The sequence below is a fragment of the Stenotrophomonas sp. SAU14A_NAIMI4_8 genome (genome assembly GCF_003086695.1).
In the GTDB taxonomy this organism is placed as follows: domain Bacteria; phylum Pseudomonadota; class Gammaproteobacteria; order Xanthomonadales; family Xanthomonadaceae; genus Stenotrophomonas.
Window position 1 is genome coordinate 3,773,294 of the sequence record NZ_CP025999.1, and the last position, 14,116, is coordinate 3,787,409.

Annotated in this window: 11 protein-coding genes; 2 read left to right on the forward strand and 9 right to left on the reverse strand. The window is 67.3% G+C overall.

Going from position 1 to position 14,116, the window contains the following annotated elements; translation table 11 throughout:
- Positions 1-171: 171 nt before the first annotated feature.
- The 4 genes from lipA to C1930_RS17030 form a co-directional block, all read right to left on the reverse strand.
- A complete protein-coding gene (lipA, locus tag C1930_RS17015) occupies positions 172-1,182 on the reverse strand; it encodes a lipoyl synthase (protein WP_108750508.1) in 1,011 nt (336 codons plus the stop codon).
- A gap of 18 nt (positions 1,183-1,200) precedes the next feature.
- On the reverse strand, positions 1,201-1,911 hold the full coding sequence (gene lipB / locus C1930_RS17020; protein WP_108772256.1) for a lipoyl(octanoyl) transferase LipB: 711 nt from the start codon (positions 1,909-1,911) through the stop codon (positions 1,201-1,203).
- Positions 1,899-2,177 (reverse strand): DUF493 family protein, encoded by a 279-nt coding sequence (locus tag C1930_RS17025; RefSeq protein WP_108750506.1) that lies wholly within the window; start codon positions 2,175-2,177, stop codon positions 1,899-1,901. Before C1930_RS17025 ends, lipB begins: the two co-directional genes overlap by 13 nt.
- Before the next feature lie 195 nt (positions 2,178-2,372).
- Entirely contained in the window at positions 2,373-3,365 is a 993-nt protein-coding gene (locus tag C1930_RS17030; RefSeq protein ID WP_108757183.1) for a CsgG/HfaB family protein, read from the reverse strand.
- A 340-nt stretch (positions 3,366-3,705) separates the two neighbouring features.
- Between C1930_RS17030 and C1930_RS17035 the strand changes: the two genes are divergently transcribed.
- A complete protein-coding gene (locus tag C1930_RS17035; RefSeq protein WP_108772257.1) occupies positions 3,706-4,779 on the forward strand; it encodes a lipid A deacylase LpxR family protein in 1,074 nt (357 codons plus the stop codon).
- 274 nt (positions 4,780-5,053) lie between these two features.
- Here the strand turns inward: C1930_RS17035 and C1930_RS17040 are convergent, their stop codons facing one another.
- The 3 genes from C1930_RS17040 to mltB form a co-directional block, all read right to left on the reverse strand.
- A complete protein-coding gene (locus C1930_RS17040; protein WP_108754177.1) occupies positions 5,054-6,271 on the reverse strand; it encodes a D-alanyl-D-alanine carboxypeptidase family protein in 1,218 nt (405 codons plus the stop codon).
- A 99-nt stretch (positions 6,272-6,370) separates the two neighbouring features.
- Entirely contained in the window at positions 6,371-7,624 is a 1,254-nt protein-coding gene (locus C1930_RS17045) for a septal ring lytic transglycosylase RlpA family protein (protein ID WP_108772258.1), read from the reverse strand.
- The gene (gene mltB, locus C1930_RS17050) at positions 7,621-8,766 is read right to left on the reverse strand and encodes a lytic murein transglycosylase B (RefSeq protein WP_108754179.1); all 1,146 of its coding nucleotides are present in this window, start codon (positions 8,764-8,766) and stop codon (positions 7,621-7,623) included. The genes C1930_RS17045 and mltB overlap by 4 nt, the downstream gene beginning before the upstream one ends.
- Positions 8,767-10,051: 1,285 nt before the next feature.
- On the opposite strand from mltB, the gene C1930_RS17055 reads away from it, so the two are divergent.
- Entirely contained in the window at positions 10,052-10,462 is a 411-nt protein-coding gene (locus tag C1930_RS17055) for a hypothetical protein (RefSeq protein ID WP_108757186.1), read from the forward strand.
- 465 nt (positions 10,463-10,927) lie between these two features.
- On the opposite strand, the gene rodA is transcribed toward C1930_RS17055, so the two are convergent.
- Together rodA and mrdA are read right to left on the reverse strand one after the other, a co-directional pair.
- Positions 10,928-12,040, reverse strand: coding sequence for a rod shape-determining protein RodA (gene rodA / locus C1930_RS17060; protein ID WP_108754183.1), 1,113 nt, complete (start codon positions 12,038-12,040; stop codon positions 10,928-10,930).
- Positions 12,037-14,115: a penicillin-binding protein 2 gene (gene mrdA, locus C1930_RS17065; protein ID WP_108757187.1), complete on the reverse strand. Its 2,079-nt coding sequence runs from the start codon at positions 14,113-14,115 to the stop codon at positions 12,037-12,039. Before mrdA ends, rodA begins: the two co-directional genes overlap by 4 nt.
- Between the last annotated feature and the right edge of the window lies 1 nt (position 14,116).

Genomic DNA, 14,116 nt, shown 5'->3' on the forward strand with positions numbered 1-14,116 from the left:
CACGATCGGTGGAAAACCAGCCTAGCCGGGCCGGTGTAGCAAATTGTGAATGCAGGGGGTAGCGCCGGGCCGTGCCCGGCGAGATGAGGTGTGCGGACCAACGGTCCGCACCCACTGGTAGCGCCGGGCCATGCCCGGCCAAGGCGTGCGAACCAAGGTTCGCACCTACCCTCAGGAAATGCCGGCGCCCTTGGCCTGCACGTCGGCGTGGTACGACGAGCGCACCATCGGGCCGGAGGCCACGTGGCTGAAGCCCAGTTCGTAGCCGTAGTCTTCCAGCGCCTTGTAGTCTTCCGGGGTCCAGTACTTCAGCACCGGGTGGTGGTGCGCGGTCGGCTGCAGGTACTGGCCGATGGTGATCATGTCCACGTCGTGGGCACGCAGGTCACGCATGGTGGCCTTGATCTGCTCGAATTCCTCGCCCAGGCCCAGCATGATGCCGCTCTTGGTCGGCACCGACGGGTGCTGCGCCTTGAAGTTCTTCAGCAGGTTCAGCGACCACTGGTAATCGGCACCGGGGCGCACGTTGCGGTACAGGTCCGGTACGGTTTCGATGTTGTGGTTGAACACGTCCGGCGGGTTCTGCGCCAGGATTTCCAGCGCGCGCTCCATGCGGCCCTTGCCACGGAAGTCCGGGGTCAGCACCTCGATGCGGGTGCCCGGCGACTTCTCGCGGATGGCGGTGATGCAGTCGACGAAGTGCTGGGCACCGCCGTCGCGCAGGTCATCGCGGTCAACGCTGGTCACCACCACGTACTTCAGGCCCATGTCGGCCACGGTCTGGCCCAGGCTGGCCGGTTCGTTGGCATCGGGCGGCTTGGGGCGGCCGTGGGCCACGTCGCAGAACGAGCAGCGGCGGGTGCAGACTTCGCCCAGGATCATGAAGGTGGCGGTGCCGTGGCCGAAGCATTCATGGATGTTCGGGCAGCTGGCTTCTTCGCACACCGTCACCAGGCGGTTCTCGCGCAGCTTGGCCTTCAGGTTCTGCACGGCATTGCCCGAAGGAATGCGCACGCGGATCCACGACGGCTTGCGCAGCACCGGGGCATCGGCGAACTGCACCGGCGAACGGTTGATCTTGTCCCCGCCCATCTGCTTCACGCCCACCTGCAACGGTGCGGCGGTCGGCAGGTCGGCCTGCACGATCTGCAGGGGAATGGTGCGGGCGGTGGTCTCAGTCATGGCAGTTCCGGGGGGCGGTCAGGCGGCCGCAGAAAGATCGGGCAGTTCGGGCGTGGGCTGCAGCAGCAGGCCAAACTGGCGGGCCAGGTTGTCCAGCAGCACCGGCTTGACGGCGTCCATCCCGGACGGGCCGCCCAAGTCTACCACCGAGGTCACCTGCAGCCCCTGGTAACCGCAGGGGTTGATGCGGTGGAAGGGTTCCAGATCCATGGACACGTTGAAGGCCAGGCCATGGAAGGTGCAGCCGCGGCGCACGCGGATGCCCAGCGCGGCGATCTTGGCCGCACCCACGTACACACCGGGGGCGCCTTCACGGCGCTCGGCGCCGATGTTCCAGTCGGCCAGGGTGTCGATGATGGCCTGTTCGATACGGCACACGTAGTCGCGCACGCCAATGCCCAGCCGCGGCAGGCGCAGCAGCGGGTAGACCACGATCTGGCCGGGGCCGTGGTAGGTCACCTGGCCGCCACGGTCCACGTGCAGCACCGGAATATCGCCCGGGGCCAGCACATGTTCGTCCTTGCCGGCCTGGCCGAGGGTGAACACCGGATCGTGTTCGACCACCCACAGTTCGTCGGCGTCGTCGTCCGTACGCTGGTCGGTGAAGCGCTGCATGGCGCGCCAGACCGGTTCATAGGCCTGGCGGCCCAGGTCACGGACCACCGCCGGACGCGCCGGGCGGTTTTCGGGGGCGGCGTCGGCCGGGCAGCTGGCGGCTACACCGTCCACTTCACTTCCGGGTGGCCACGCAGCGCCTCATGGGCCACGTCGTACTGTTCGCGGTTCTCGGCCTGGAACACCAGGCGAACCGAAACATACTTGCCGTTGGTCGAATGCTTCCAGCTGATGCGCTCGTTCACCACGGTGATGCCCGCGGCCTGCAACAGGCGCGGAAGCTCGTGCTCGAGGCCGCGGTTGGCGGCGCCCATGGCACTGAGCTCGAACTGACCGGGGAACTGGAAGCCGTGGTCGGGGTTGTCGGACTTGATTTCCATGGGCCCATTATCGGGCCGGAAGGCAACAAACCCAAGAGTATTCATCAAAGTCGACAGCGGCACCGGCGAGCCGCTGCGTTGCAGGGGGCGCATGTGCCGGCCGGCGCCACGCTGCTGGGCCAGCCTGCTGGGCCAGCCTGCCGGGCCGGCCCCGGCAGGCAACGCGTGCCGGCCCGATGCCGGCACGCCAGCGGCCTACTTGGCCGTTTCCATCAGGGTGGAATTGACCCAGCCCTTGTTGCCCATTTCGTCTTCCACTTCCCACATGGTGCCGTCCTTCACACCGGTGGGGTACAGCAGCATGCCCGGCTCCAGCGCGCGCACCGCCGCACCGGTGCCCTTGGCGTTGGCCAGCAGTCGGCCAGCCTTCAGCATGGTCACGGCCTGGCCGGCATTGGCAGCGGAGGCATTGGCCGGCAGGCCGCCCAGCTCGGTCACCATGGTGCTGTAGGCCTGCAGATAGGCCAGGGTGATCACCTGGCCGATTTCGGTGTTGGCGTAGCCGCCCACGCCCATCGCGCCGATGCCGCCACCGCCGAACAGGCCGCCACCGGCGCCCCAGCCCAGGTCGGTTTTCTTGGAGTTGCCTTCAACGACCGCAACCTGCTCGGAAGAGCGCACATCGGTCAGGGTCAGGGTCACATCGGCGGTCTTCCTGCGGAAGTTCAGGCCACTTACGACAGAGCCGGCCTTGCCGCCGATCAGGCCGCCCACCAGGCCACCGATGGCACTGCCGCCAGCGTTGCTGTTCTGCGAGATCAGGTCCGGCACCAGAACGTAGTCGGCGGCCCGGATCTGGCCCTTGCCGATATTGGAACGCCCGCGCAGCTGGCCTTGGCTGGCCAGCGCGCGCTCGGCCTGGGCCGCGGCCATGCCGACGCCGCGGTCGACCAGGGTGAAGCACTTGGACTTGTTGACGAACACCTTGATCAGCTTCGAAGGCGCCGGCAGCTGCTGGCCGGTCCACCAGTTCACCGCATCTTCCGATTCGATCACCGAGATGGAACCCAGCGGCTTGGTGCAGACGGGGATCTCGGCTTGGCCCTTCTTGCTCTGCTGCTGGGCAGAGGTACGGCTGTTGGCGAAGCTGTCGCGCAGGCCGGCCGACGCCGGGCCACTGACCGCGACCAGCGCAGCACCCAGCAGCACGCAGCCCAACGCAGGGGGGAGCGAATTCGATTTTTTCATTTGAGTCATCCAGCACCTCGCCGTGGGCGAAGCACATTCCATGGGTTGAGAAAGGGTCCAGGACCTGGGTCCGTTGCGACGCCCCCCTCAGGCGCCGGCGTAGGAGGTATGGCACGCCTGCGCCGCACGCTACAACCGCAGCTGACTGCCAATGCCGATGACGACACGCACGGCACACGCCCCCTGCCGGCACGCCGCCGGCGCCGCCCCCCGCCACGTATGGCTGTGCCAGTGGGACAACGTTGTTTTCGGAACAGACATGTGAGCGCCATGTGGTCGTTTCGGCGGCTGCCTGGATGTACCGTGTCGCGGCATAAAACGACAGAAGAACCCGCACCCGATGAGCTCCCCTTCCCAACACCGCCTCGCAGCCCTCGGGCTGTCGGGTCTGCTCGCTGCCACCCTCCCCCTTGCCGCCCAGGCCGCCGAACAGTGCGGCCCGGATGCCATGCGCGACCACCCGCCGCAGGTGAACTTCCGCGTGGACAACGACCTGTTCGGTGGCAAGGACCAGGACCAGGGCTACACCAACGGCGCCCAGCTCACCCTGGTCTCGCCCAACCTGGTGGACTACACCGACGACCCCTGCCTGCCGAAGCTGGCGCGCTGGGTGAACCGGCATCTGGAACGGCTGCACCCGGGTGAGTTCGAGCAGCAGAACATGATCTTCAGCCTGGCCCAGGGCATCTTCACCCCCACTGATTTCACCCGGAAGGACCTGATCGAGGACGACCGCCCCTATGCGGGCGTGCTGATCGCCAGCTTCGGCTACAACGCGCGCCGCGGCGACCGCCTGCAGACCACCCAGCTGGCGCTGGGCGTGGTGGGCCCGTGGGCACAGGGCAAGCAGGTGCAGAACGCCGTGCACGAGGTGCTGGGTGACGAGAAATTCCAGGGCTGGGACAACCAGCTGCACAACGAACCGGTGTTCATGCTGACCCACGAGCGCATGCGCCGCTGGCCGGGCGATGCCACTGAGAATGCTGGCGGCTGGGGCTGGGATGCGATCACCCACTACGGCGGTGCGATCGGCAACCTGGCCACCCACGCCAATGCCGGCGCCGAAGTGCGCTTTGGCTGGAAGCTGCCCGACGACTTCGGCAGCACCCCGCTGCGCCCGGCCGGCGAAAACACCGCGCCGACCCGCGGCGGCCGCCCGGCCGGTTGGTCGTGGCACCTGTTCGCCACCACCGATGCCTCGTGGGTGATCCGCGATATCACCCTGGACGGCAACACCTTCCGCAACAGCCACAGCGTGGACAAGCGCAACTTCGTGGCGCTGGGCGGCTACGGCCTGGCGGTGATGAAGGGACGCTGGAAGTTCGCCCTGGCCCGTTACCACAGCACCCGCGAATTCGACGGCCAGCGCGAAGCGCCGGTGTTCGGCAGCTTCACCATCAGCCGCTCGCTGTAGGCGAGTGGCTGATGGTGAAGCGGGTAGGTGCCGACCGTTGGTCGGCACACCGGCTTGAATCGCTCGCTGTAGGCGAGCGGCTGATGGTGAAGCGGGTAGGTGCCGACCGTTGGTCGGCACACCGGTTTGAATCGCTCGCTGTAACCGGGGCGTCATTCCGCCGGGCATGGCCCAGCGCTACCGACAACCGGGTAGCGCCGGGCCATGCCCGGCGGAAATCCACGAAAAAGGCCGGCTTTCGCCGGCCTTTTCATTCACCACGCCAGGGCGTGGATCATTCCGATTCCCACCACATCCAGAAGCTGTCCCACAGGCGCTTGAAGAAGCCGGCCTGTTCAACAGCCGCCACGGCCACCAGCGGGGCTTCCGCCACCACCTTGCCGTCCAGGGTGACCTTCACGGTGCCGATCTGCTGGCCAGCGGTGAACGGTGCTTCCAGGGTCTTGGGCACGTCGATGCTCGGCTTCAGGTCGTTGTAGCGGCCGCGCGGCACGCTCACCAGCATCGGCTGGGCCACGCCCAGCTGCACCTTGTCGGTGGTGCCCTTCCAGACCTTGTGCTCGGCCACGGCCTTGCCCGGCTCGTACAGGCGGTGGGTTTCGAAGAAGCGGAAGCCCCAGTTCAGCAGGGCCAGGCTGTCATCGGCACGCTGCTTTTCCGACGAACCACCCAGCACCACCGCGATCAGGCGCTGGTCGCCGCGCTGCGCCGAGCTCATCAGGCAGTAGCCGGCTTCGGAGGTGTGGCCGGTCTTGATGCCGTCCACGCTGCCATCGCGCCACAACAGCAGGTTGCGGTTGGGCTGCTTGATGTTGCCGACCTGGAATTCCTTGATCTTGTTGTAAGCGTAGGTTTCCGGGTAATCGCGCACCATCGCCCGGCCCAGCAGGGCCAGGTCGTAGGCGGTGCTGTGGTGGCCTTCGGCGGTCAGGCCGTGGGCGTTCACGAAGTGCGAATTCTTCATGCCGATCTTGGCGGCGTAGCTGTTCATCAGCGAAGCAAAGGCTTCCTCGCTGCCGGCCACGTGTTCGGCCAGGGCGATGGCGGCGTCGTTGCCCGACTGGATCGCCATGCCCTTTTCCATGTCTTCCAGGCGCGCGGTCTGGTTCACCGGGAAGCCGCTGTAGCTGCCGTCGGTGCCCGCGCCGCCTTCGCGCCAGGCGCGCTCGCTCATCATCACCTGGTCATCCGCACGCACCTTGCCGTTCTTGACTTCGGCGGCGATGACATAGGAGGTCATGACCTTGGTGATGCTGGCCGGGGCCAGCTCTTCGTGCACGTTCTCGCCGGCCAGCACCTGGCCGGTGGCGTAATCCATCAGGACCCACGCCTTGGAAACAGTCGGCACCGGGGCCGGCGGCGTGGCCACGGTGGCCGGCGCAGCGGCGGCGGCAGGTGCCGGGGTGGCCGGGGTCGGCAGGGGGGTCTGGGCGGAAGCCAGACCGACCACCAGGGTGGCGGCCAGGGCAGTGGCGGCGGAACGGAAATTCATGGGACAGCAGGCTCCAGGGACGGCCAGGATGGAGGGTGGTACGAAGCGGCCATTGTAAGGCCGACGGGGCGGAGGCCGGCAGCACCGGCCCCGGTCGAATCAGTCTTTGACGATCTGCGGTGCGCCCAGGCCCAGACCGGCGATGCGCCCGACAAGTTCCGCGGCGCTGGCATGGTCGGTGGCGGGTACGCGCAGGCGGAACAGGGTCCGGCCGCCGGCGGCGATGTCGCTGATGGTGGCGCCGACGATGCCGGCCGCGTTCAGCTGGCCCATGGCACGGGTGGCGTTGTCGCGGCTGGAAAAGCTGGCCACCTGCACCATCACCGCACCCACCACCTGCTGCGACAGCGTGGGCGTGGGGGCCGGCGTGCTGCGTGCCGGGGCGGCAGCTGCGCGCGGGGCGGCGGCGGCCACGGCCACCGACGCACGCGGCGCCGGGGCGCTGGGCGGCAGCGCGCTCACTGCCACGTCCGGCAAGGTACTGCTGGCGGCCTGGGTGGTGGCCGGCTGGCCACGTGCGGGCATGGGATCGGCAGGCAGGCGCTGCACCAGGCGGTCGATATCGCTGGCCGGCGTGCTGCGCGTTGCTGCTGTGGGGCGTGCCGAGGCCACCGCCGTCGCGGCAGCGGCTTCGGCGGCACGGCGCTCGCGGCGCGACGGCTTCTGCGCCAGCAGGTTGCCTTCGCCCGGCTGCAGCGCGCGCACTTCCACATTGCCGGTGCCACGCTGGGTGATGCCCAGGCGCACGGCGGCGGCATAGCTCAGGTCCACCACGCGGCCATCGTGGAACGGACCACGATCGTTGACGCGCACGATCACCGATTCGCCGTTGTCCAGGTTGGTCACGCGGGCGAAGCTGGGCAGCGGCAGCGTCTTGTGTGCGGCGGTGAACTGGTACATGTCGTAGACCTCGCGGTTGGAGGTCAGGCGGCCGTGGAACTTGGCGCCGTAGTACGACGCGGTACCGCGCTCGACATAGTCATGGGTGTCGTCCAGCACCTTGTACGACTTGCCCAGCACCACATACGGCGATTTGTTGCCGATGGTCGAGCGCTCGACCGCGGTCACTTCCGGCTCGGGAATGCAGGCCACGTTGGGCACGTAGCTGGGCGTGCTGTCTTTCACCCCGGGCTTGTACAGGCCACCGGCGGTGTAGTTGCCGCGCGTGCTCAGGTCTTCGGTGGCCGCCGCATAGGGTGAACCGTCCGGGCAGTGCGCCGGGCGCCCGCCCTTGCCCTGCACCACCGTGCCCGGCACCTTGCCGCCGTGGCCGGCGCTGGGCTTGTTCGGCGCGCTGCTGCACGCGGCCAGTGCGAGTACTGCCAGTGCGGGAACCAGCCATCTGATGTTCATGCCGGGGGCAGCTCCTGTCCGGCAATGGCCTGCGACAACTGGTGCACGGCCATCGCGTACATCTTCGAGAGGTTGTAGCGGGTAATGGCGTAGTAGTTCTGGAAGCCCAGCCAGTACTGCTTGCCGGTGCTGCCTTCCAGGGTGATGGGCGTTGCGGTGGCGCCCGCCGGGACCGGCGCGCTGGGCTGGTAGCCACGCTGCGCCAGGTCGGCCAGCGACCAGGTCGGCATCCACTCGGTGGGATTGAACTCCTCGCGACCCGGCGCCAGCGTGGCCGGTACGACCACGGGGCCACCGCGCACCCAGCCACCCTTCTTCACGAAGTAGTTGGCGATGGACGAGAACACATCGTCGTAGCTGGTGAACAGGTCACGGCGGCCATCGCCGTTGCCGTCCACGGCGTAGTCCAGATAGCTGGACGGCATGAACTGGCCCATGCCCATCGCCCCGGCGTAGCTGCCCTTGAGCGTGGTGATGTCCAGCTTTTCTTCGCGGCCCAGCTCGAACAGCTTGGCCAGTTCATCGCGGAAGAACAGTTCGCGGCGCACTTCGCGTTCCAGCTTGGCCGGGTCGCCACTGCGCGGGTAATAGAAGGCCAACGTGTACAGCGCATCCAGCACGCGATGGTTGCCGGCGTTCTTGCCGTAGCTGGTTTCCACGCCGATGATCGCCACGATCACTTCGGCCGGCACGCCGGTGCGCTGCTGCACGCGGTCCAGTTCGGCACGGTGTTCGGCCAGGAACGCGCGGCCGCCATCGATGCGCGCCTTGCTGATGAACATCGGCCGGTATTCGTTCCACGGCTTCACCCGTTCGGCCGGGCGGGCCATGGCGGCAATGATGGGCTGGCGCACCTGCGCCTGGTCCAGCACGGCGCTGATCTGCTGCGGTGCCAGGCCGTAACGCTTGGCGGTATCGGCAATGAAGTTGGCGCGCGCGGTTTCAAACGGCACCGGGGTCAGATCCACCGGCGGTGCGGTGCTGGCGGCAGCTTCCGGCGCGGCTTCGGCCGGGCCCTGCGGCTTGCTGGCCGGGTGGCGCGGCGAACTGCTGGCCTGCGGAGACGACGGGGGGGACGTCGGCTGGGTCGCGCAGGCGACCAGGCCGAGGGTGAGCATGCAGGCCAGAGTGCGTCGAATCATCACCGCAGGTTAGCAGGTCATGGATGAATTAAAACCCCTAACACCATGAATCACAACGATTTGCCTGCAGGCAGACGCTTTTGTGAAAACGGTGTGAGTGACCTGCCGCATTCAGAAACAGAGGTGGCCGGTTGCGTCCCCATCCCCGCAGACGCAACCGGCGACCGGATCCGGTCGGTACCTGCGCGGCTGCCGCTCCCCAGTGGCAGTGCTCCGCGCTCCCTGTACCCGTTGGATCAGTACTGCTTTCCCGCCCGGCGCCCCTCGCGCTGCATCAGTGATGGCGCGCCGTGCCGAACGGGCCGCCATTGTGCAGGCCGATTGCGACAAGTCTATTGATCAAGATCAACATCGCGTCAAAGTGTGATTGGTCGCCCACTTTTATTGGAACTTCGTCAGCGAGCTGGTGTTCATCCGGGGTTACGCAAACGCTTACAGAAACGGGTTTGCGCAGATTCAGGTGGCGAACGCCGGGAATGGCAGCGGTTTCGGGCGGCGCGTCGTGTCGCTATCGCCACTAGGGTTGCATCGTGCGGCGCACTTCTGACGAATTCGACTTTCAAACTTTCCTCATTGGTGCGGCGGGCGCGGCGTGCGAAACATGCGGGGCCACCGACAACGGGTGGCACGGGCTTGCAATCCCGTAGCACCAACGCGTTGTTTACGCTTGCCAGTCGGCGTCGTCTTTTCCGTGTGGGCGACGCCGGCTGGCAATCCGTCCGTGCGTCTCTGGCGGGCGGTGCGTGGGGGCCTTGTGCCCGCCGGTTCTTCGCCGTTGGTCCCCGGTATTGCAACCACGCATCGCCTGCCACCCTCGCCCTGCGTGCGGGGTGGTGGATCTGCCTGCCGCGCGAGGATCCTGCAACGAATTTGCGCAGATTCAGGCGGCGAACGCCGGGGAATGGCGGCGGTTTCGAGCGGCGCGTCCTGTCGCTATCGCCACTATGGGTGCGTCGTGCGGCGCCCTTCTGACGAATTCGACTTTCAAACTTTCCTCATTGGCCCAGCGGACGTGGCGTGCGAAACATCCCGTGCCACCGACAACGGGTGGCACGGGACTCCAATCCCGTTAACCGATGCGTTGTTTACGCTTGCCAGTCGGCGTCGTCTTTTCCGTGTGGGCGACGTCGGCTGGCAATCCGTCCGTGCGTCTTTGGCGGGCGGTGCGTGGAGGGCCTTGTGCCCACCGGAGTTCCCGCATTGGTTACCGGTATTGGAGCCACGCATCGCCTGCCACCCTCGCCCTGCGGGGTGGTGGATCTGCCTGCCGCGCGAGGATCCTGCCATGACGCTATCGCCTTACCCGTACCTGTTCGCCACCCTGGGCGACGCCGCCCATCAACTTCCGGCCGACATCGCCCGCGCCCTGGAAACCACACTGACCGCCCACCAGGCGGCCAATACCGAAGACGGCATCACCCTGCTGGGCGCCCCGCGGCGCATCCGCCAGGTGGACGCCGCCGATGGGCAGGCCTGGCAAGGGCGGCAGCACACGCCGGGGCAGTGCATGGCGCTGGCACGCATCGACCGCGCCAACAGCGGCCTGACCTTCCTGCTGGAACTGCTGCATGCCGCCGAACGCGTGCGGGTGGACGGCGACGAGGCCCAGCAACTGGGAGACGACGCCCGCGAGGGCTTGCTGCTGGCCTGCCGGGGGTTGTCCGAATACGTGGATGTGCAGTTGCGCGTGGCGTGAGCGAAACGCGTATTGGCTGTTGGCTGTTGGCTGTTGGCTGTTGGCTGTTCGTAGAGTCGAGCTTGCTCGACTGGTTTGCCCGAAAAGCAGTCGAGCAAGCTCGACTCTACAAGGGCAAAAGCGAAGTCGAGCAAGCTCGACTCTACAAAGGCCAAGGCGTAGTCGAGCACCATCGACGGTATGCGACGAGGGCAAAAGCGCAGTCGAGCACCGTCGTCGGTACGCAACGAAGGCAAAAGCGCGGTCGAGCACCGCGGACGGCACGCGACAAAGGCCAAAGCGCCGTCGCCGCACCATCGTCGGCACGCGGCAAGAGCCAAAGCGCAGTCGGGCACCGTCGAGGGTACGCGACGAGGGCAAGAGCGCAGTCGAGCACCATCAACGGTACCCGACGAGGGCCCTAACGCAGTCGTGCATCGGGGTCAGATCCCGTTCCCCGGAGAGAGGGATCCGACCCCAGGGGTGTCAGCCGTAGCCGCCGTGCACGGGGTTGTGGCTGCGCACGGCCATCACCAGGCCGAAGCCGGCCAGCAGCGATACGGCGGAGGTGCCGCCGTAGCTGATCAGCGGCATCGGTACGCCCACCACCGGCAGCAGGCCGGAAATCATGCCGCCGTTCACCAGCACATAGACGAAGAACGCCAGGCCAGTAGCCCCGGCCAGCAGGCGCGAATAGGAATCGCGCGACTGGCTGGCGATCCACAGGCAGCGCCCGATCACCACCAGGTACAGCGCCAGCACGGTGGCCACGCCGATCCAGCCGAATTCTTCGCTCAGCACCGAGAAGGCGAAATCGGTGGTCTGTTCGGGAATGAAGTTCAGGTGCGACTGCGAGCCTTCGCCCCAGCCCTTGCCGTCGAAGCCGCCCGAACCGATCGCGATCTTCGACTGGATGATGTTCCAGCCGGCGCCCAGGGCGTCCATTTCCGGGTCCAGGAACATCATGATGCGGTCCTTCTGGTACGGCCGCAGCAGCCAGAACCAGGCCACCGGCGCCACCGCGGCCACGCCGCCCACGCCCAGCCCCACCCACCACCACGGCAGGCCGGCCAGCAGCAGCACGAACACGCCACTGGCGGCAATCAGCACGCCGGTGCCGAAGTCGGGCTGCAGCATCACCAGGCCGGTGGGAACGCCGATGATCACCAGCGCCATCAACACCGTGTTGAAGCGCGGCGGCAACGGCATCTTGTGCAGGTACCAGGCCACCATCATCGGCAGGCTGACCTTCAGCAGTTCGGCCGGCTGCAGGTAGAAGAACTTCAGGTCCAGCCACTGCCGCCCGTACTTGCCGGTGCCCAGCACGAACACCGCCAGCAGCGGAATCATCGAGATCGCATAGATCATCGGTGTGGCCGAGCGGATGCGCAGGATCGGCACGCGCGAAATGGCCCACAGCGCGGCCAGGCCGACAATGAAGCGGGCACCCTGCGCCATCACCAGGGTGTCGCCACCGGCGCTCTTCAAGGTGGCCAGGCCAATGGCCATCAAGGCGCCCAGGGCCAGGCACAGCACCCAGTCCAGGGTGCTGAAGAAGCGGCGCAGCATGTCGCCGGCCCAGCGCAGGAACACTCTCATCGCGAAGCCTCGGCGGCAGGGGAGCGCGGCGCGCTGGGGGCGGCGGCGGCCGGTGCGGGCGGCGCAGGCGCAGGAACGGGCTCGGGTGCAGGTGCAGGAACGCCCACCAGCACCGGCAGTTCGGCCAGCAGCGCGGCGGCGGCATCACCGGCCGGGCGCGCGTTCACGTCTTCGTTGTCGAAGGCGGTGGTGCCGATGGCGGTGGTGCCACGCTCGCTGTCCAGCGGCTGCATGCCTTCAGGCATCTTGCCCAGCAGCCAGGCATCGAAGATCTTGCGCGCGATAGGTGCCGCGGCCGAGCCACCGTAGCCACCGCCTTCCACGGCAATGGCCAAGGCGATCACCGGTTGTTCGGCGGGCGCGAAGCCCACGAACAGCGCGCGGTGGCGCAGGTGCATGGGCAGGCTCTTGGGGTTCACCGCTGCGGTGCCCTTGCGGCTGATCACCTGCGCGGTACCGGTCTTGCCGGCCATGGTATACGGCGCGCCGACGGCCATGCGCGCGGCGCTGCCGCCGGGCTGCATGGTGGCCATCATGCCTTCGCGCACGGCCTGCACGTTGTTCGGGTTGGGGCTGACCGGCTTGCTCGGCCCGGCTTCGGTGGTCACCCAATCGTGGTCGAAGCCGGCGCGCTGCTGCATGACCAGATGCGGGGTGCGCAGCTGGCCATCGGCCAACGCACTGACGCCGCGCGCCAGCTGCAGCGGGGTGACCTTCCAGTCGCCCTGGCCGATGCTGATGTTGACCGTATCGCCGGGGTACCAGCGCTCCTTGCGGCTCTTGGCCTTGTAGGCCGGCGACGGCAGGATGCCGCCGATTTCGCCGGTCAGGTCGATGCCGGTCGGCGCGCCGAAGCCGTAGTACTCCATGTAATGGTCGAAGCGCTCGATGCCCAGGTCCAGCGCCAGCTTGTAGTAGTAGGTGTTCACCGACTGCGCGATCGACTTGCGCAGGTCGGTCCAGCCATGGCCGCCGCGGTGCGAATCGCCCCAGCCGCGGCTGGTGCCCGGCAGGTAGAACATGCCGGTGGACAGCACCTTGTCTTCCGGCCGGCGCACGCCCGAATCCAGGCCGGCCAGGCCGATCAACGGCTTCAGGGTGGAACCGGGGGCCACGCCACCCAGCACCAGGCGGTTGAACTGCGGCCGCGACGGGTTCTCGTTCAGCGCCTTGAAATCGGCATGGGAAATGCCGTTGACGAACAGATTCGGGTCGTAGGACGGCAGGCTGACCATCGCCAGCACTTCGCCGGTACGCGGGTCCATCGCCACGGCCGAGCCTTCCTGCTCGCCGAAGGCGGCGACCATGGCGCGCTGCAGGTCGGCATCGATGGACAGGCGCAGATCGGCACCGGACTGCGCGGCCACCCGGCCGATGGTGCGGATGGCCCGCCCCTGCACGTTGGTTTCCACCTGCTCGTAGCCGACCTTGCCGCGCAGTTCGTGCTCGTAATAGCGCTCCAGGCCGGACTTGCCGATATGGGTCAGGGCCGCATTGCCCTCGCCCAGCATTTCCAGATCCTTGTCGTCCACCCGGCCGACGTAGCCGATGATGTGCGCGAACAGGTCGCCATAGGGGTAGCGGCGGGTCAGGTAGGGTTCCAGCTCCACGCCGGGGAAGCGCCAGCGGTCCACCGCGAACCGCGCCATTTCCTCGTCGGTCATGCGCAGCTTCAGGGTGACCGGCAGGAACTTGCGGCGCGCCTTGCGCGATTTGTTGAACGCTTCCAGCTCTTCGGGGCTGATGCTGATGATCTTCGCCAGCCCTTCCAGGGTGGCGTCCATGTCCTTCACCTTGTCCGGGGTCACGTCCAGGCGGAAGGCCGGCACGTTCTCGGCCAGCAGGCGGCCATTGCGGTCGTAGATCATGCCGCGCCCGGGCACCACCGGCCGCGGTTTGATGCGGTTGGCTTCCGAACGCGTGGCGTAGATGTCGTGGTCCAGCACCTGCAGCTTGAAGTACCAGCCGCCCAAGCCGAGCAGACAGACCAGCACGCCCAGGAAGCCCAGCGCCGCGCGGCGGCGGAACTGCTCGGCTTCAGCGTGCGGGTTCTTCACCTGCCGGCGCGGAATCATG